General features: G+C 47.7%; 22 protein-coding genes. 21 read left to right on the top strand and 1 reads right to left on the bottom strand.

Features of this window, described 5'->3' with window-relative positions:
• Positions 1-15 precede the first annotated feature (15 nt).
• On the top strand, positions 16-288 hold the full coding sequence (locus tag ACFVQB_RS16295) for an HU family DNA-binding protein (protein ID WP_024630670.1): 273 nt from the start codon (positions 16-18) through the stop codon (positions 286-288).
• A gap of 66 nt (positions 289-354) precedes the next feature.
• Here the strand turns inward: ACFVQB_RS16295 and ACFVQB_RS16290 are convergent, their stop codons facing one another.
• Entirely contained in the window at positions 355-516 is a 162-nt protein-coding gene (locus ACFVQB_RS16290) for a hypothetical protein (protein ID WP_379440955.1), read from the bottom strand.
• Between the two features lie 147 nt (positions 517-663).
• Between ACFVQB_RS16290 and mtrB the strand changes: the two genes are divergently transcribed.
• The 20 genes from mtrB (at position 664) to hisC (ending at position 18,463) form a co-directional block, all read left to right on the top strand.
• Positions 664-885 (top strand): trp RNA-binding attenuation protein MtrB, encoded by a 222-nt coding sequence (gene mtrB / locus ACFVQB_RS16285; RefSeq protein ID WP_024630669.1) that lies wholly within the window; start codon positions 664-666, stop codon positions 883-885.
• 98 nt (positions 886-983) lie between these two features.
• Positions 984-1,535: a hypothetical protein gene (locus tag ACFVQB_RS16280; protein WP_379440954.1), complete on the top strand. Its 552-nt coding sequence runs from the start codon at positions 984-986 to the stop codon at positions 1,533-1,535.
• A 102-nt stretch (positions 1,536-1,637) separates the two neighbouring features.
• Entirely contained in the window at positions 1,638-2,501 is an 864-nt protein-coding gene (locus ACFVQB_RS16275) for a heptaprenyl diphosphate synthase component 1 (protein WP_379440953.1), read from the top strand.
• 15 nt (positions 2,502-2,516) lie between these two features.
• Positions 2,517-3,245, top strand: a complete 729-nt coding sequence (locus tag ACFVQB_RS16270; RefSeq protein WP_379440952.1) for a demethylmenaquinone methyltransferase — start codon at positions 2,517-2,519, stop codon at positions 3,243-3,245.
• The gene (locus ACFVQB_RS16265; protein WP_379440951.1) at positions 3,238-4,104 is read left to right on the top strand and encodes a UbiA-like polyprenyltransferase; all 867 of its coding nucleotides are present in this window, start codon (positions 3,238-3,240) and stop codon (positions 4,102-4,104) included. The genes ACFVQB_RS16270 and ACFVQB_RS16265 overlap by 8 nt, the downstream gene beginning before the upstream one ends.
• Before the next feature lie 2 nt (positions 4,105-4,106).
• The gene (locus ACFVQB_RS16260; protein WP_063566767.1) at positions 4,107-4,724 is read left to right on the top strand and encodes a UbiX family flavin prenyltransferase; all 618 of its coding nucleotides are present in this window, start codon (positions 4,107-4,109) and stop codon (positions 4,722-4,724) included.
• Positions 4,725-5,060: 336 nt separating this feature from the next.
• Positions 5,061-6,035, top strand: coding sequence for a polyprenyl synthetase family protein (locus tag ACFVQB_RS16255; RefSeq protein WP_053780687.1), 975 nt, complete (start codon positions 5,061-5,063; stop codon positions 6,033-6,035).
• Between the two features lie 191 nt (positions 6,036-6,226).
• Complete coding sequence (ndk, locus tag ACFVQB_RS16250) at positions 6,227-6,670, top strand: nucleoside-diphosphate kinase (protein ID WP_063566769.1); 444 nt, start codon at positions 6,227-6,229, stop codon at positions 6,668-6,670.
• A 24-nt stretch (positions 6,671-6,694) separates the two neighbouring features.
• A complete protein-coding gene (locus ACFVQB_RS16245) occupies positions 6,695-7,489 on the top strand; it encodes a CheR family methyltransferase (protein ID WP_379440950.1) in 795 nt (264 codons plus the stop codon).
• Positions 7,490-7,734: 245 nt separating this feature from the next.
• The gene (aroC, locus tag ACFVQB_RS16240; RefSeq protein WP_063566771.1) at positions 7,735-8,904 is read left to right on the top strand and encodes a chorismate synthase; all 1,170 of its coding nucleotides are present in this window, start codon (positions 7,735-7,737) and stop codon (positions 8,902-8,904) included.
• A gap of 1 nt (position 8,905) precedes the next feature.
• Positions 8,906-10,000 carry a 3-dehydroquinate synthase gene (aroB, locus tag ACFVQB_RS16235; RefSeq protein ID WP_379440949.1) on the top strand — a complete coding sequence of 365 codons (1,095 nt, stop codon included), beginning with the start codon at positions 8,906-8,908 and terminating at the stop codon, positions 9,998-10,000.
• Positions 10,001-10,005: 5 nt separating this feature from the next.
• Positions 10,006-10,383 carry a chorismate mutase gene (aroH, locus tag ACFVQB_RS16230; RefSeq protein WP_053780692.1) on the top strand — a complete coding sequence of 126 codons (378 nt, stop codon included), beginning with the start codon at positions 10,006-10,008 and terminating at the stop codon, positions 10,381-10,383.
• A 49-nt stretch (positions 10,384-10,432) separates the two neighbouring features.
• Positions 10,433-10,564 (top strand): hypothetical protein, encoded by a 132-nt coding sequence (locus ACFVQB_RS16225; RefSeq protein ID WP_379440948.1) that lies wholly within the window; start codon positions 10,433-10,435, stop codon positions 10,562-10,564.
• A gap of 517 nt (positions 10,565-11,081) precedes the next feature.
• The gene (gene trpE / locus ACFVQB_RS16220) at positions 11,082-12,653 is read left to right on the top strand and encodes an anthranilate synthase component I (RefSeq protein WP_379440947.1); all 1,572 of its coding nucleotides are present in this window, start codon (positions 11,082-11,084) and stop codon (positions 12,651-12,653) included.
• A gap of 86 nt (positions 12,654-12,739) precedes the next feature.
• Positions 12,740-13,762 (top strand): anthranilate phosphoribosyltransferase, encoded by a 1,023-nt coding sequence (gene trpD / locus ACFVQB_RS16215; RefSeq protein WP_379441399.1) that lies wholly within the window; start codon positions 12,740-12,742, stop codon positions 13,760-13,762.
• Positions 13,752-14,543, top strand: coding sequence for an indole-3-glycerol phosphate synthase TrpC (trpC, locus tag ACFVQB_RS16210; RefSeq protein ID WP_379440946.1), 792 nt, complete (start codon positions 13,752-13,754; stop codon positions 14,541-14,543). The genes trpD and trpC overlap by 11 nt, the downstream gene beginning before the upstream one ends.
• Positions 14,540-15,277 (top strand): phosphoribosylanthranilate isomerase, encoded by a 738-nt coding sequence (locus ACFVQB_RS16205; protein WP_379440945.1) that lies wholly within the window; start codon positions 14,540-14,542, stop codon positions 15,275-15,277. Before trpC ends, ACFVQB_RS16205 begins: the two co-directional genes overlap by 4 nt.
• Complete coding sequence (gene trpB / locus ACFVQB_RS16200) at positions 15,274-16,473, top strand: tryptophan synthase subunit beta (RefSeq protein ID WP_379440944.1); 1,200 nt, start codon at positions 15,274-15,276, stop codon at positions 16,471-16,473. Before ACFVQB_RS16205 ends, trpB begins: the two co-directional genes overlap by 4 nt.
• Entirely contained in the window at positions 16,470-17,276 is an 807-nt protein-coding gene (gene trpA / locus ACFVQB_RS16195) for a tryptophan synthase subunit alpha (RefSeq protein WP_379440943.1), read from the top strand. Before trpB ends, trpA begins: the two co-directional genes overlap by 4 nt.
• Before the next feature lie 86 nt (positions 17,277-17,362).
• Positions 17,363-18,463, top strand: a complete 1,101-nt coding sequence (gene hisC / locus ACFVQB_RS16190) for a histidinol-phosphate transaminase (protein WP_379440942.1) — start codon at positions 17,363-17,365, stop codon at positions 18,461-18,463.
• The last annotated feature ends 17 nt before the right edge of the window (positions 18,464-18,480 follow it).

The raw sequence follows: 18,480 nt of genomic DNA, 5'->3' as shown, positions 1-18,480 counted from the left end.
GGAGGTGAAAAAAAAATGAACAAATCAGACTTGATTACACACGTGTCCGAAGCGACTGAATTGTCCAAAAAGGATGTAACGAAAGCGGTTGATGCCGTATTCGAAGCAATCTCTGAGGCTCTTCAAAGCGGAGACAAAGTACAATTGGTTGGTTTTGGGAACTTCGAAGTTCGCGAGCGCTCTGCACGTAAAGGACGCAACCCGCAAACAGGTGAAGAAATCGAAATTCCTGCGAGCAAAATTCCTGCATTCAAACCAGGTAAAGCGCTCAAAGACGGAATTAAATAAGATTTCTACATATTCCATATGTCGACAAAAAGACCGTGACTTGTTCACGGCCTTTTCTTTTGTCCATTAATCATTGTTCTTCCTGCCGTCTAGCGACTCCGGCTCATCCGGTTGCTGCGCATAGGCAATCAAAATCAGTTCTTTTCCAGCGGCTGCGGACAGATGCTGTTCGGTTTCTTTTAACTGGTGAATGTGCTCGTCTGTCAGTGCTGCTGGCATGTACTTCATAGAGACTCTCCTTTCTGTGGCTGGATCACTTGTAGTATGACCTGGGAGTAACAGATTATTGCACTCCATTCACTTAAGGGCTGGTTGACAAATGAAACAATCTTTATCATCATTAACGCTATTGAACAAGGAGAGGGGATGTGCGTGATGGATCATCCAACCGGCAGTGATTATATCGTAATTAAGGCGGAGGAGAACGGTGTTCAGGTGATCGGCTTAACCCGAGGTCAGGATACCCGTTTCCACCATACGGAGAAGCTGGATAAGGGAGAAGTCATGTTTGCCCAATTTACCAATCATACTTCCGCCATTAAAATCCGTGGAAAAGCCACGCTGATCACGAAGCATGGACAAATTCAGTCGGAATAATGAAAATTGCAGGCATAGCCTGCTTTTTTTCATTGTACAATGAGGTATGAGCCTTTACCGGACAGACTACACTAACAGGTAAGGGCAGGGAGGCATATATGAAACCGCGGATGATCGTGACTGCTTCACTGCTGGCAACGGTTGCGGCGGTCCTTCTGCTTGTTGCCATACAGACCTTACATATGCGTACTTTGGGCGGTGAAAACGTACAACCCGTTACTACGGCGCAGCATCCCGTCCAGCTAACAGAAGACAATCTGGTGGATGTGCTGAGCACGATGAAATTATCGACACCCATTGCCAGGGTGGAGTGGAAACAATCCATTTTGACGCTAGATCTAAAGGTTACCGGAACTAGCACAAGTTACAGTGAAATCTATGGCAATATGGCTGCTGTGGCAGATCTGGGATTTCGAGGTCTGGATAACGTGGAGCAGGTGATGCTGCGTGTTATGGCAGAGGATGAATGGCTTCACAAAAGACATTTGTTGCTCGCTGCCGATTTTCGGCGTGGGGAATGGCCAATGTATGCGATCGAAACGCTTCGAGACTGGAATAGTCCGATCCTATCGGACGAATTGAAGGACTGGTTTCACATGATGGAGACCGAACTTTGGAAGAAGCAATTCGAAATGTCAAATCAGGGGTAATAGAATAGCAGGATTCAGTGCGTGCCCGATCAACATATGCTATAATATATAAGATTGTAGTGCAGAAATTGGTTTAACAATGTAAAGGCTCGGAGGCTGAGAATGAATTCATATCGCGTACCCCAACTAGCAAAGAAATATACGGATTACGACATGATTCGACAACATACGGAAATCCCATCATTTCCGGATAGCCGGGCTCGTCTGCTGCAGGTATTTGTGGGCCGCACAGACGAAAAGGTGCATGATGAGCTATACGCTCTCGCAACCTCGCTCGTTCAGTTGGCCATGGATACGCATGATCGAATCGATACGATATCCGGAGAGCGCAGAGAACTGGAGATGCGTTCACGTCAGCTGAACGTGCTTGCCGGAGATTATTTCAGTAGTCGTTTCTATCAGTTGCTTGCCCATGCAGGCAAAATTGAAATGATCGGTAAACTTAGTGGTGCTGTATCCGAAGTGAATGCACGCAAGATGACGCTCTATGAACGGATGAAAAAGCTCCTCGTTTCTGCTGAAGAATACTTGCGTGAAACAGTACAGCTGAAGATGCAGCTGTTTCTTTCTTTTACAGGCATGATCCGCGATAACGAAGCATCGCTATGGAACGACCTGTTGGCCGAATTCAGCTACTGCGAGGCAATAATGGAAGAGCTGCAACGGATGAACGATGAACAGAACTTTTATCACAGTTATGCTTTCTGGCATATTTATGAGTATGGCAATGACGATGAGCGGAATATGCTGCGTCAGCCGGAGCCGGATACAAGAGCATGGAGCGGTATGGTGCACAAGTATCGGATCGGCGAGTTTTTGCTGGACAAGCTTCGTGAGTGTACACACCGTATACAACTGTTGCTGCAAGACGAGGAAGATCAACTGGGCCTGCATGAGATCAATGCAATCCTGGAGCCTTACCTGACGTATTTGCAGCCTTCACATGCGGCAGTAAGGGAAGATTGAGGGGGAGACAGACGAATGGGGAGCGGAGAGACCAAACCTAAAGAAGAATATGTCCATTCTGTTTTTCAGAGTATAGCCGGTAAATATGATGTCATGAATGATATTCTGAGTTTCCGCAGGCACAAGGCTTGGCGTAAATTTACCATGAAGAAAATGAATATGTCCAAGGGCGATACCGGTCTTGATTTGTGCTGCGGCACATGTGACTGGACGCTTGCGATGGCTGAAGCAAGTGAAACAGGTCACATGCATGGACTGGATTTCAGCAGCAACATGTTGGAGGTTGGACAAACCAAGGTTGATGCTGTAAACCGTCAGAAACAGATCACGCTGATTCAAGGCAATGCGATGTCACTTCCCTTTGAAGACAATTCATTTGATTATGTTACCATTGGATTTGGACTGCGCAATGTACCCGATCTCAGACAGGTTCTGTCGGAGATGAAGCGTGTAGTAAAACCGGGCGGCATGGTGGTGTGCCTGGAATTGTCCAAGCCGACATGGCAGCCCTTTAAAGGCATTTATTATTTTTATTTTGAACAAGTATTGCCGAACCTCGCCAAATTGTTTGCCAAACGTTATGAGCAGTATAAATGGCTGCCGGACTCACTGGCACTTTTTCCAGGAAGGAAGGAACTGGCCGACATTTTCGCAGAAACCGGATTGCAGCAAGTGCAGGCCTACCCTCTAACCGGAGGCATCGCGGCACTGCATATTGGAACCAAGGAGAATCAGCATGTTTAGGAAAATTCGCATCTTTTTAGAAATGATTAAGATTGAACACACGCTTTTCGCTTTACCTTTTGCATTTATGGGAGCTATCCTCGGTTCCATGGTAGTGAAAGATACATTCCCTACCTGGATGCAGATTATGTGGGTATTACTTGCAATGATTGGTGCACGGAGTGCGGCATTTGGTTTGAACCGCATGATTGACCAAGCGATAGATAAGAAAAATCCACGTACTGCAATGAGAGCAATCCCTGCCGGTTTGTTAAAAAACGGTGAGGTCGTTATTTTTATCGTGGTATCATTTGTATTATTGTTCTGGGCCTCTTCTAACCTTAATTTGTTATCCATGCAGCTGTTGCCGATAGCTGTATTTATGCTGGTATTGTATTCTTATACCAAGCGATTCACATGGCTGTGCCATGTTGTTCTCGGCATGACCATTGGTCTTGCACCACTTGGAGGCTGGGTAGCGGTTACAGGTACGATGGATTGGACAGCGATTGTGCTGTACGTTACGATTGTGTTCTGGACTGCAGGATTCGATATCATCTATGCATGTCAGGATCTGGAGTTCGACCAGGGAGAGGGGCTTCATTCCATTCCTTCCCGTTTCGGTCTTAACAAATCATTGCAGATTGCTAAGTTTTTCCACGTGATTACGGCGATTGGTTTTCTTGCATTGTTACTGATGACAGATCTGAGCTGGTGGTATGGCGCTGGAATGCTGATTACTTATGGTATTCTGTTCTATGAGCACTATATTGTTTCACCAAATGACATGAGCCGTGTACAAACAGCATTCTTTACGATGAATAGTGTTCTGAGCCTGGTTGTATTTACGTTTACCCTGATTGATTTGGCGGTGAAATAAACATGCAGCAGCCGGACAATAAACGACTTGTTGTCGGAATTACCGGGGCCAGTGGAAGTATATATGGCATCAGATTAATTGAAACGCTGCTTGATCTTGAATACACCGTGCATCTGGTGATCTCCAATGCCGGGTGGCGTGTACTGAAAGAAGAAATGGACTGGGATGTTACGAATCGGGACCGTGTGCTGGAAGAAAAATTCGGCGGCCGTGCGGGTTCCCTAATCTATCATCCCGTTAGTGATATTGGTGCCTCCATCGCAAGTGGTTCTTTCCTGGCAGAAGGCATGATTATCATGCCTTGCTCCATGGGGACTCTTTCATCCATTGCACAAGGGTCGTCGGATAATCTGATGTCCCGAGCTGCCGATGTCATGATGAAAGAGGGAAGAACGCTGATCCTGGTGCCACGTGAGACGCCACTGCATGCAATCCATCTGGAAAACATGCTGAAGCTCTCACGGCTTGGTGTCCGTATGATACCGGCCATGCCTGCTTTTTATTACAAACCCCAAACGATGGACGAGTTGATTCTGTTTCTAGTGGGTAAAGTGCTCGATAGTTTGCGCATCCCACATCAACTGTTTACAAGATGGGGTGAACCGGATGAACGGGGATAGCTTCTGAGCTTCCTGCAATTTTGAATCTGCTGACCGAATTGCAGGGGCAATTTGCTGTCCCCCAATCCCGGGGTATTGGTGAGCGCTGATGGTGATGTTTGGATGGACCACAGCCTTGACCCATGCTCCGGCAACTTCTGTACTTATGTTTCAGAACAAGTCGCAGAGTTTAATTCCCGGATGTCGGCCTTGACATTCGAAGAAGATTAGTACGTTAGAAGAACACAAGCAGGAAAGGCAAGCCCTGGTTTTTCGTTATGCCTGCAGGCCCGACTTGCTGGAGGGGAAGGTAAGCATGGATTTATGGACTGACAATACGCTGACACGGGTGAACGAATGAAACTATTGGATATTTTCGGGTTGTTAAAAAAAGACATGGACTACATTGAAAAAGAATTGTATCGCAGTGTTCAGGGAGAACAGAAGCTGCTAAGCGAAACGTCACTTCACCTGCTCAAGGCAGGGGGAAAGCGTTTGCGTCCGGTATTTGTGTTACTGGGTGGGAAATTTGGTACATACGACATTGAACGTTTGAAGCTGGTAGCGGTTCCGTTGGAACTGATTCATTCGGCTTCTCTGGTTCACGATGATGTTATTGATAATGCCGCGACGCGGAGAGGTAAACCAACGGTGAAGTCCAAATGGGATAATCGGATTGCGATGTACACCGGTGATTACATTTACGGCAAGGCGCTTGAAATGACTGCGGGCCTGTCCGATCCGGCGATACACCGTATTCTGGCCAAAGCAATGGTGCAGATGTCCATTGGTGAAATGGAACAAATTCGGGATTTTTTCAATACGGGACAAAGTGTGCGTAACTATCTCTTGCGAATCCGTCGCAAAACGGCGCTTCTTATTGCTGTCAGCTGCCAGCTGGGGGCACTTGCTACTCGTGCGCCGGAGCATGTATCTTCGTTGCTGTACACCTACGGTTACAACGTGGGCATGGCGTTCCAGATTCAAGACGATGTACTTGATCTGGTTGGTACTGAGAAACAACTTGGCAAGCCTCCAGGCAGTGATATGAAGCAGGGAAATATTACGCTGCCTGTACTGTATGCATTGCAGGAACCTAACTTGCGTGAGCCTTTGCTGGAGGAGATAACCCGCGTCCAGCATGAGGAGGGACGGGCGAGTGCATCCGATGCGATTGGAATGATTCGCCAAAGTCAAGGAATTGCTAAAGCAGAAGCCCTGGCTGACCGATATATGAAGAAAGCGCTCGATGCTCTGGATCAACTGCCTAACATCAAGACCACCAAAAACTTGCGTGATATCGCTCATTTTGTGGTCAAACGTACGCATTAAAATGTTTGAACATTACTCTGCTACGGACGGTCATCTTTTCGTGAATGCAGTTCCTTGTGTAGCTGTTCTCACTCAAAAAATAACGTTCATGTGATATTCCTCATTGGGAGGATTTGGACATGTATGTTACAATCAAAGGGATTGCGTTTACATAATGAAATAACTTTGAACCGTGAGTGAGGAGTGAGCCTATGGATCGTACATTTTTGATGGTGAAGCCGGATGGTGTGCAGCGTGGTTTGATAGGGCGTATCGTTAGCCGTCTGGAAGACAAAGGATTTAAGTTGGTGGCAGGCAAGCTGGTGCAGATGTCTGAAGATCAGGCCAAACGCCATTATGCTGAACATGAGGGGAAACCGTTCTTCGATGATCTGGTTCGTTTTATCACATCTGGACCTGTATTTGCTATGGTCTGGGAAGGGGACGACATCGTGGCGCTTGCGCGCATCGTAATCGGGAAAACCAATGTAAAGGAGGCGGCTCCCGGCACAATCCGCGGAGATTTCGCCAGCCACACACCGCATAATCTGATTCATGGGGCGGATTCACCGGAAAGCGCCACTCGTGAAGCAGCAAACTTCTTTACTCCGGATGAGCTGGTAACGTACGACAAGAGCATCGCAGCCTGGTTGTAATTTTTTAGCCAGAAGGGTGATACGATGCTGGAGCAGGAACAACTACTAGACCCGGATTATGCCGGATTTATTCGGAAAATCAAAGAGAGCACAGGCATTGATCTTGCTCAATACAAGGAAGGCCAGATGAAAAGAAGGCTGACCACACTTCGTAACAAAAATGGATTTCATACGTTTTCTAATTTTTTTGATGCCATGCAAAAGGACAAGTCTCTGTTTTATGAGTTTCTGGACCGCATGACCATTAACGTCTCGGAATTTTGGCGTAATCCTAATCGCTGGGAAGTACTGCGAGATGAAATACTGCCTGAGTTACTGGGTCAGAAGCGTGGCGTTAAAGTGTGGAGTGCCGCTTGTTCCACAGGCGAAGAACCTTACACTCTGGCGATGATTCTGGACACGATGGGCATTCTTAAGGGAAGCTCCATTACGGCAAGTGACTTGGATGAAGGTGCTCTCGCCAAAGCCAAGGAAGGGCGTTATATGGAACGCTCGCTCAAAGATGTACCGAAGGAAACAGCAAATCGATACTTCAAGCAGGATGGCTTGGTGTACCGTATTGATGAACAACTGAAAAGTTCAGTCAAGTTCATGAAGCAAAATTTGTTGTTGGATCGTTTTGACGAAGGGTATGATCTGATTGTGTGCCGAAATGTCATGATCTATTTTACCGAGGAAGCCAAAAACCTGTTGTATCACAAATTTGCAACAAGTTTGCGTCCAGGTGGTATTTTGTTCGTGGGCAGTACGGAACAGATTTTTTCCCCGGGACAATATGGTCTTGAGACATCGGAAACATTCTTTTATCGCAAAAAATAATTTCAATTATTTCATAACCGTCTGGCGTGCACATGTATATGTGTCCAGGCGGTTATTTGCATAACGGATGTATGGATGTTTCTCAGACGCGTCGGAATCTCAATCAATCCCCAATCGAGTCCTATCCATTTAGGACAAGAAACGACCCGCTTTCTTGTCAAAGCCGGTCAGCTATACTATAATAAGCAAAGAAATTATGGGATTTTAGCAATGTGAAGTTTAACAGTTTAAAGGGGGAACGTATTATGAGTTTACGCTATTTAACCGCAGGGGAGACGCACGGACCCCAATTAACCGCAATTATTGAAGGATTGCCAAGCAATTTGAATATTGATTTTGAAGAACTGAATTTTCAGCTTCACCGCCGCCAGAAGGGATATGGTCGTGGACGCCGCATGCAAATTGAGAAGGATCAGGCCAATTTCGTTGGTGGTATCCGTCACGGATATACAACGGGTGCTCCCGTAGCGCTGGTTGTTCAAAATAATGACTGGAAACACTGGCAGAATATTATGAATATTGAGCCAATTGAAGGTAGTGACGAAGAGAAACGTCGCGTTCATCGTCCGCGTCCGGGACATGCCGATTTGAATGGCGGGCTCAAATATAACCTCAAAGATTTGCGTAATGTACTGGAACGTTCCAGTGCGCGTGAGACAACGGTGCGTGTAGCTTGTGGTGCTATTGCGCGTCAATTCCTTGCTGAATTCGGAATCAAAGTAGCTGGACGTGTGCTGCGTATCGGAGAAATCGAAGCTCCTTATCAAGATCTGCCGATCGATGAACTGATTGAAGTGACAGAAGCTTCTTCCGTACGTGTGACCGATGCAGAAACCGAGAAGAAGATGGAAGCCTACATCGACCAGATCAAGCAGGAAGGCGACTCCATTGGTGGTATCGTTGAATGTATCGTTGAAGGTGTGCCTGTAGGTCTTGGTAGCCACGTACAGTATGATCGCAAACTGGATGCACGGATTGCTCAGGGTGTAATGTCCATTAACGCATTCAAGGGTGTGGAAATTGGTATCGGGTTCGAAGCCGGAACGATTCGTGGTTCTCAGGTGCATGATGAGATCGTGCATAGCGAAGAGCGTGGTTATCACCGAGCTACCAACCGTTTGGGCGGATTCGAGGGCGGGATGACTAACGGTATGCCAGTAGTGGTACGTGGGGTTATGAAACCTATTCCTACGTTGTACAAACCGCTTCAAAGTGTGGATATCGACACCAAAGAAGCATTTACAGCTCAGGTTGAGCGTTCCGATGCATGTGCTGTTCCCGCAGCTAGTGTAGTAATGGAGCATGTGGTAGCCTGGGAAATTGCAAAAGCTTTCCTTGAGAAATTTGGCGGAGACTCCATGGAGGAAATCCGCGCGAACTTTGCCAACTACAATAATCAACTGGAGAATTACTAAGATGCGCCAGCTGACAGTGCAGTTGGAGGAGCGTTCATATCCAATCCTGATTGGCAGCGGCCTGTTGGCTCAAGCGCCTCAATATTTTGAGCAATACGGCTTAACCAAAAAAAGCCCCTTACTCATTATTACTGATGAGCATGTGGCACCCAAATACTTGTCCAATCTGGAACAAACGCTGCGTACGGCTGGTTTTACAGTCGTCTCCGCAGTTGTTCCATCGGGTGAAACATCGAAATCCCTTTCGGTATATCAGGATATGATGACTGTCGCCATCGAAGGCAAACTGGATCGCAGTTCCGCTATTGTTGCTCTAGGCGGCGGTGTTGTAGGGGATCTGGCTGGTTTTGTTGCTGCTACATATATGCGTGGTATCAAGTTTGTACAAGTGCCTACGACGATCCTGGCGCATGACAGCAGTGTTGGCGGCAAGGTAGCTGTCAATCATCCGCTGGCTAAAAATATGATCGGTGCATTCCATCAGCCAGAGCTGGTACTATATGATGTCGATACTCTTCAAACCTTGCCGCCACGCGATGTCTCGGCTGGTTTATCAGAGATGCTCAAGCACGGACTGATTCGGGACGAAGCTTTTGCATACTGGTGTGAGGAGCATGCGGATGAACTGCTTGCCCTTGATCCGGAGGCTTTGGGATATGGCTTGGAACGAGGCTGTGGTATCAAGGCAGAGATTGTATCGCGTGACGAACGTGAAAATGGAGAACGTGCATTGTTAAACCTGGGTCATACGATTGGTCATGCCATTGAAGCGATTGCCGGTTACGGCGAATTTCTGCATGGTGAAGCCATCTCGATTGGTATGGCGGGCTCTGCATTGCTCGGCGAGAAGTTGGGAGCCCCAGCAGGACTCTATGACGATACGGTTCGCATGTTGCGTTCATTGCGCCTGCCGGTGACGATGCCAAAACATTTGGATACGGATGCATTAATGGATGCAATGATGCACGACAAAAAGTTCCGTGAGGGCCATATGGTCTTCATTATTCCTGACCGGATCGGCGCTGCCAGAATTGTGAAGGATGTACCGGTATCGGCAGTACGCGACGTCATTGAAATGCTCAAGAAGGGAGATTAAAAGCGATGGTTACTCGGGGAATTCGCGGGGCTACTACGGTCACGCATAATAACGAAGAACATATTTTGAAAGAAACGGCTGTACTATTGCAGGAAATCGTGGATCGTAACGAGATCACACCCGAAGATATTTGCAGTGTGTGGATTACGATGACTGGAGATCTGGATGCTGCTTTCCCAGCAAAGGCAATTCGCCAGTTGGATGGCTGGGAGCTTGTACCCTTGATGTGTGCGCTGGAAGTTCCGGTTGCAGGCGCCTTGCCACAGTGCATCCGTTTTATGGTACATGTTAACACTGCAAAAGGTCAGAATGAAATCAACCATGTGTATCTTAACGGTGCACAGTCTCTGCGTCCCGATTTGGCGGCACCTTCCAATTCGTAAGATTAGAGTGGTTGTCAAATCATTCGGAATGATGTATAGTGAGAACCAGTTGAGTAGAGTAGAGATTGAGCTGAGAGCAGCTGAGATGAGTGGAGTATATAGCAGAGTCCAGCGGGTGGTAACCGGAGTAACAGAAGCCGGTCAACTGATTCGCGGTACGTCGTGCTACGGAATTATTTGAAACAGGATGAAGGAATGCAAACGTGTCTAGCGACATCGTTTTGTTTAGGTATAACACGACCGATATCCTCATGCATTTCATGAAAGAATGTGTGCTATGGATGAGATCAGTGTATGCTGGTACATTTCCTTTGTATTTGATGGATGTATGAAACATCCATACAACAGCCTGTCTGATAATTCGGTAAGGATGCATGTATAGGGACTTGTTATTTATGAAGCACCAACCTGTTGAAACAGCTTATAACCAAACCTCTACCTGATGGTAGGGGTTTTTTTGTTGTATATTGAATTGTTTCTTCTACCCATATAGGTTCAACTAAACTTTTTACACAAAAACGGAGAGGACAGAAATAACCTGAAGAAGCGGAGCGTTCGCCTTTATCACCGGATTTTCCCTTTAGAAAGGGAATCAAAAAATCTGGGGATAACAGCGATCGGAAGGTTGTTCTGTCATCGGAGTGCTCAGTGTAAACCTCTTTAGTTGAACTTATATAAATCTGAAAGGACGTGATCTAATGATAACGCCAAACGTTAATCAAGTACTGAAAATGTCGAATGAATATAATCTGATTCCGGTAGTCAAACGGATTCTGGCAGACATGGAGACCCCGATTCGGATTTTCCGCCGTTATGCTGACAACGACCGGGCATTTCTGCTGGAAAGTGTGGAGGGTGGAATTCAATGGGCGAGATATTCCTTCATCGGTACAGATCCGTTCCTGATGATCTCGGCCAAAAAAGGCCGGATTGTGGTAGAAGAAGCGGGACAGATTCGAGAACTGCCAGGCAAACCGATTGAAGAACTCAAAGCGCTATTGCGTAAGTATCGCAGTCCGAAAGATGATGAACTGCCGCCATTTACAGGCGGGGCCATTGGTTTCTTTGGATACGATCTGCTGCAATATTATGAGAAGCTTCCGGCCCACGCGCTGGATGATCTGAAAATGGATGATATTCGCTTCATGTTCTGTGACCAGATTATCGTGTTTGACCATGTGAAGCAGCAGATGCTGCTCGTGGGTAATGTGCACGTGAAAGACGGTGCAACGGATGATGATATCCGTCAAGCTTATGCTTTAACTTCTGAGAAGCTGGAACAGGCGGCTGAACGCTTGCAGCAGCAAGGACCAGGGGAGAACCTGAATCCGCGTTCCATTCCAGGAGACGTGGAACTGGGGGATATTCGATCCAATCTCACGAAGGAACAGTTTATCGGAAATGTAGAGCAGGCCAAAGAGTACATTCGGGCAGGAGATATTTTTCAAGTGGTATTATCCCAACGTTTCCATATTGATACCGAAGTTTCTCCGCTGCATGTATATCGTGTGCTTCGGACGTTGAATCCATCACCCTACATGTATTATCTGAAGATGGACGATGAAATTATTGTGGGGACTTCACCGGAAGCATTGGTAAAAGTGGATGGAAACCGCGTAGAGACACGGCCGATCGCAGGGACTCGCCCAAGAGGAGCAACAGAAGCAGAAGATCGTGCATTGGCAGCAGATCTGCTGCAGGATGAGAAGGAACGTGCAGAACACCTGATGCTTGTCGATCTGGGACGTAATGATCTGGGACGCGTGTCCAACTTCGGAAGTGTGAAATGTGACATGTTCATGGAAATTGAACGATATTCCCATGTCATGCACATGGTGTCCAATGTTACAGGAGAGCTTAGAGAAGACAAGGATTTCTTTGATGCATTTCTGTCATGCTTGCCAGCGGGGACGGTATCCGGTGCGCCGAAGCTGCGTGCGATGGAGATCATTGCAGAACTCGAAAAAGAAGCACGGGGTGCTTATGCAGGTGCTATTGGTTATCTTGGTTTCTCGGGCAACATGGATTCCTGTATTACCATCCGAACGATTATTTTCAAAAAAGGAAAAGCATATGTGCAGGCTGGAGCCGGAATTGTATGGGATTCGGTGCCTGAGAATGAATATGAAGAAACAGTTAATAAAGCCAAAGCGTTGCTGAAGGCGATTCGTACAGCAGAAGCGATGTTTCCTGCAAAAGAGAAGGATCACACCTTGAAACTTGCCAACGCCGATTATTTTGTTACCCCAGCCACGGCTTCACAAAACTGAGAGAGGAGAGACCGGAAATGAATATGAACCCAGTCATGAATGAAGAATCCGAGCGATTCGCAACTGAAGATAGTCAAGCGGAAGGGATGAAGAATGGCCTTGCCAAAATTTTGGAGGGCAACCATCTGGAGCAGGTGGAAGCGCGCGACTTGATGTACTCCATCATGAGAGGTGAAGCCACTCCGGCTCAAATCGGAGGTTTGCTTATGGGCTTGCGGATGAAGGGGGAAACGGTGGATGAAATCACGGGATTTGCCGAAGCCATGCGTGGACAGGGCGGACGGATTCTGACTGACGGCAATGGACTGCTGGACACCTGTGGAACAGGTGGTTCTGGTATTCATAAGTTCAACATTTCAACGGCATCGGCCATCATTGCTTCTGCAGTCTCTGTCCGGGTGGCGAAGCATGGTAATCGCTCTGCCTCAGGCAAGGCGGGCAGTGCGGACGTACTTGAAGCATTGGGTGTGAATATTCATCTGGACGGAGAGCAGGCGAGACAATGTCTCGATGAGATCGGAATCTGTTTCTGTTTTGCTCAGGTGTACCATCCTTCTATGAAACATGCTGCTGCGCCAAGAAAAGAGCTGGGTGTTCGTACAATCTTTAACATGCTCGGACCTCTAACCAATCCTGCGGGAGCGGATCGACAATTGCTTGGTTTATATGACCGCAGCCGGACACCGATGATCGCTGAAGTGTTGAATCGTCTGGGGCTGAAAAGAGCTTTGGTGGTAGCGAGTCATGATGGACTGGATGAAATCAGCATCTCCGCACCAACCCAGGTATCCGAGCTGCGTAATGGTGAAGTGCATACGTATGACATTGATCCACGTGATATGGGATTATCGTTGCATCCGCTGGAATCGGTTCTTGGAGGAGATGCGGCTCAGAATGCCGAAATTATTAAAAGGATCTTCCAGGGAGAACGGAGCGCATACCGCGATGTCGTTCTGTTGAATGCCGGGGCGTGCATCTATGTATCCGGACTAGCGAATACCATTGCAGAAGGTGTGTTGATGGCAACGGAAGCTGTAGACTCCGGCAAGGCTGCCGGGAAGCTGGAACAGTTAATTCATACAACGGAGGCGTACAGTCATGTATCTTGATCGAATCGTAGCAACCAAACATAAAGAAGTTGAAGTTCTCGCACAAACATTTCAGATGGACGATGCGTTGAAGAAGATAGAGGCATTACCCCATACTCGTGGATTCGAGCGTGCTTTATCAGAGAGACGTAACCGTAAGCTGGGTCTCATTGCCGAAGTGAAGAAGGCATCTCCGTCCAAAGGACTGATTCGTCCTGATTTCCATCCGGTAGAGATTGCTTCTGCATACGAACGGGCTGGAGCGGATTGTATATCGGTATTGACTGACGTTTCTTATTTCCAGGGAAATAGCGAATACTTGCAGGCGATTCATGAAGCGGTGAACATACCGCTACTGCGCAAGGATTTTATTATAGATGAGCGACAGATTGCCGAGGCAAGGCTGCTTGGCGCGGATGCCGTTTTGCTGATAGCGAGCATTCTGACACCTGAACAGATGCGTCAATATCTGACGTTTGCCAAAAGTCTGGGCCTTGATGCATTAATTGAAGTCCATGACCGTGCCGAACTGGAGCAAGTACTCGATATTCCGCAGGCAACACTTGTGGGAATTAACAACCGCAATCTGAAAACGTTCGAAACCAGTCTGAACACCACGTTGGATTTGATGGACTTAATTCCGGATGGTGTAACATTAATCAGTGAAAGTGGAATTGACGGTCCTGAGCCACTGGAATCTCTTATTGATGCAGGTGTGCACGGTATTCTTGTTGGGGAGCATCTGATGCGCAAAGACAATGTTGAGGCTGCGGTATATGAACTGATGGGACCAAAAGCATGAATGGATCCAATCATGACGGCACAAGCAGCAGAGACGTGGATCTGCGAAACCGGCCGGCAGCGGCTGTAAAAATATGTGGACTTCAGGACGTTGAAGTGCTAAAATCGATGATAAACTTGCCTGTGGATTACATTGGTGTTGTTTTTGCCCCATCCCGTCGCCGTATTACACCTGAACAGGGAGCCGAGCTAAGAACGGTTCTCTTGGATTGGACGATGTTTGATCGGCCGAAGCTGGCAGGTGTTTTCGTGAATCCGACGTTTGAAGAGCTGGAAAGTATCATGAAGATTTCACACCTGGATGTCATTCAGCTGCATGGACAGGAATCGCCGGAATTTTGTGAACAGGTGAAGCAGCGCTTCGATACCGAAGTGTTCAAGGCGTTCTCTTTTCCCAAGGATGAAACAGGTTCATTAGCTAACGATACTGCCTTGATGGCACTTGATCCATATAAAAATGTGGTGGACGCCATATTGCTCGATACGTTTGACCCGCTCTATGGAGGGGGCTCCGGTAAAACCTTTGCCTGGGAACGAATTTCTTTCTACGCCGAATGGGCAAGAAAACATGGAATCTCGTTGTTCGTGGCAGGAGGTTTACAGCCGGATAATGTGCAACAACTGATACAGAGATATGCACCGGACGGCGTCGATGTTTCCAGCGGCGTAGAGTCCGAAGGTGTGAAGGATATTGCGAAAATAACAGCATTTGTAGAAAGGGTGAAGCAGGCATGACACATCAATTGCCGGATCAACACGGGCGTTTCGGTCCCTTCGGAGGCCGCTTTGTACCTGAGACACTAATGAACGCTCTAATCGAACTGGAGGAAGCGTACAGCCACTTCTCCGAAGACGAGGAATTCAACAAAGAACTGAATTATCTGCTAAGCGAGTATTCTGGCCGTGAAACGCCTTTATACCATGCAGAACAATTGTCCCGCCGCTTGGGTGGACCCAAAATTTATCTGAAACGCGAAGACCTGAACCATACGGGAGCACACAAGATCAATAACGCTATTGGACAGGGATTGCTGGCTAAACGGATGGGGAAAAAGAAAGTCATCGCCGAAACGGGTGCAGGACAGCATGGCGTTGCCACGGCAACAGTTGCTGCATTGCTGGGGCTTGAATGTAAAGTGTTTATGGGTGAAGAAGATACGCAGCGACAACAGTTGAATGTATTTCGGATGAAGCTGCTTGGGGCAGAAGTCATTCCGGTGACATCTGGTACGCGCACATTGAAAGATGCAGGTAACGAGGCACTCCGCTACTGGGTTAGTCATGTGGAGGATACCTTCTACGTGCTTGGATCGGTAGTCGGTCCTCATCCGTACCCTATGATGGTACGTAACTTCCAGCGAGTGATCGGTGATGAGACACGGCGCCAGATTCAGGAGATTGAAGGACGGCTGCCGGATGTGATTGTTGCAGCTGTAGGCGGCGGAAGTAATGCAATCGGCATGTTCTATCCGTTTATTGGCGATGAGGATGTGAAGCTTGTTGGTGTTGAAGCAGCAGGTAAAGGGGTGGACACCGAGTTCCATGCGGCTACGATGAGCAAAGGCACACATGGTGTATTCCAGGGTTCGATGAGTTATCTACTGCAAGATGAATATGGACAGGTTCAGCCAGCCCATTCCATTTCGGCGGGACTTGATTATCCGGGTGTTGGTCCTGAGCATTCCTATCTCAAAGATATTAAACGTGCAAAATATGTCCCGATTACGGACCAGGAGGCATTGGATGCCCTGCAGTTGCTGAGCCGAACAGAAGGCATTATCCCCGCTTTGGAGTCAGCCCATGCTGTTGCGCAGGTTGTCAAGCTCGCGCCTGAACTCAGCGCTGATGATATCGTTGTGATCTGTCTTTCCGGCCGTGGTGACAAAGACGTTGAATCCATTATGAAATATACAGGAGGGGACTTGGCATGAACCTGATGGACCAGACCTTCCAGCAATTGAAAGAACAGAACCGTACAGCACTTATTCCATTCCTTACAGTTGGAGATCCAGATGTGGACACCACGGTGGAAATCATTAAGGAGTTGGAACAGGCGGGGGCGGACATTTTGGAACTCGGTGTTCCCTATTCTGATCCGCTCGCGGATGGACCGGTAATCCAGCGTGCTTCCGAGCGTGCATTGAAAAGTCAGATCACCATTCGGACTTGTATGGAGACAGCAGCAAGAGCGCGTGCGGAGGGCGTGAAAATGCCTTTTGTACTGTTCACCTACTATAATCCGGTGTTGCAGACAGGACTGGATGTATTTTTTGACGAGTTGATCAAACATGAGATCAGTGGCATGATCATCCCGGATCTTCCGATTGAGGAAGCGGAGGATATGCGACGCCGTGCGGATGCTGCGGGTGTGCATTTGGTTCCGCTCGTAGCCCCTACGTCCAACGCGAGAATCGAGCGTATTGTCACGGGAGCACGTGGTTTCATCTATTGTGTCTCTTCGCTGGGTGTTACGGGAGAGCGAGCTTCCTTTTTCGATGGGGTAGAGAGCTTCATTGAAACTGTAAAGAGTCTGACAGATCTTCCGGTCGCTGTTGGCTTCGGCATTTCCAGTCACGAGCAGGTAACTCGTTTCTCCCGTATCTGTGACGGTGTGGTTGTAGGTAGTGCTATCGTTCGTCAGGTGGAAGAAGCTATACCTCTTCTTGGAAACCCGGATACGCGTCAGGCTGGACTGTTGCAAATTCGCAACTTTGTGGCACAATTAAAAGGATAGGGATTAAAGGATGTTACATCCCCGGGGCATGCTCAGCACAGGCTGAGGCATGTCCATAACTATTTCAATAACAGGAGGCGGTCGGGTTGAAACCGAAGTCCCAGATTGTCAATCTGCCTGTATACAAACCGGGCAAACCGATTGAAGAAGTGAAACGTGAACTGGGTTTGGAGCAAGTGATCAAGCTGGCCTCCAACGAAAATCCATATGGAAGTTCCCCTGCTGCACTTGAAGCGATCACCAGAGAGCTGGTCAATGTAAGCATATATCCGGATGGCAGTTCCACGGAACTGACTGAAGTGCTGGCCAAGCATCTGGGAGTGGAACGGAATAATCTGATCTTTGGTTGTGGATCGGATGAGATCATTGCGTTGATCACTCGCGCATTCTTCCTCCCTGGAGACGAGAACATCATGGCCGACCAGACGTTCTCTGTTTACAAAAGTAACGCGGACATCGAGGGTGCTGTCAGCATTGAAGTGCCGCTCAAGGATGGAACTCATGACCTGACTTCCATGCTGGCGCAAATCAATGATAAGACCAAAGCAGTCTGGGTGTGTAACCCCAATAATCCAACGGGTACAATTATCTCTGACCAGGAATTGACGGCATTCATGGATCGTGTACCTTCTCATGTCATGGTTGTGCTGGATGAAGCCTATTATGAATTTGTAACGGATCAGGCGTATCCACAAAGTGTCCCTATGATTGAGCGTTATCCTAACCTGGTCATTTTGCGGACATTCTCCAAAATCTATGGCCTAGCTTCATTGCGTATTGGATACGGTATTGCACGCCCGGAAGTGATCGATCTTATCAACCGCGTGCGTGAGCCTTTTAACACTTCACGTTTCGGTCAGGCTGCGGCGAAGGCTGCACTTGAGGATCAGGCTTTTGTCCAAGAGTGCGCGGAGCGTAATGCGGTAGAGCGAGAGTATTTACAAAATGAATTCACGCGGTTAGAACTGCCGTTTTTCCCTTCCCAGGGTAACTTCATTATGGTTGATCTGGATATGCCATCTGCAACGGCGTTCCAGTCGCTTTTGAAACAAGGCATTATTGTTCGTCCTGGATTCGATGTATATCCAACATACATTCGTGTGTCCGTCGGAACATCAGAACAGAACCGTGCGTTTGTCACGGCACTGGAGAACACGCTGGCTGAGAAGGCGGTAGCACGCCCTTAAATCCGGCGATGAAAAGA

Source organism: Paenibacillus sp. NPDC057886, from assembly GCF_042796655.1.
In the GTDB taxonomy this organism is placed as follows: domain Bacteria; phylum Bacillota; class Bacilli; order Paenibacillales; family Paenibacillaceae; genus Paenibacillus.
The sequence above is the reverse complement of the archived record's forward strand: the minus strand, read 5'-3'. Positions and strand labels throughout refer to the sequence as shown.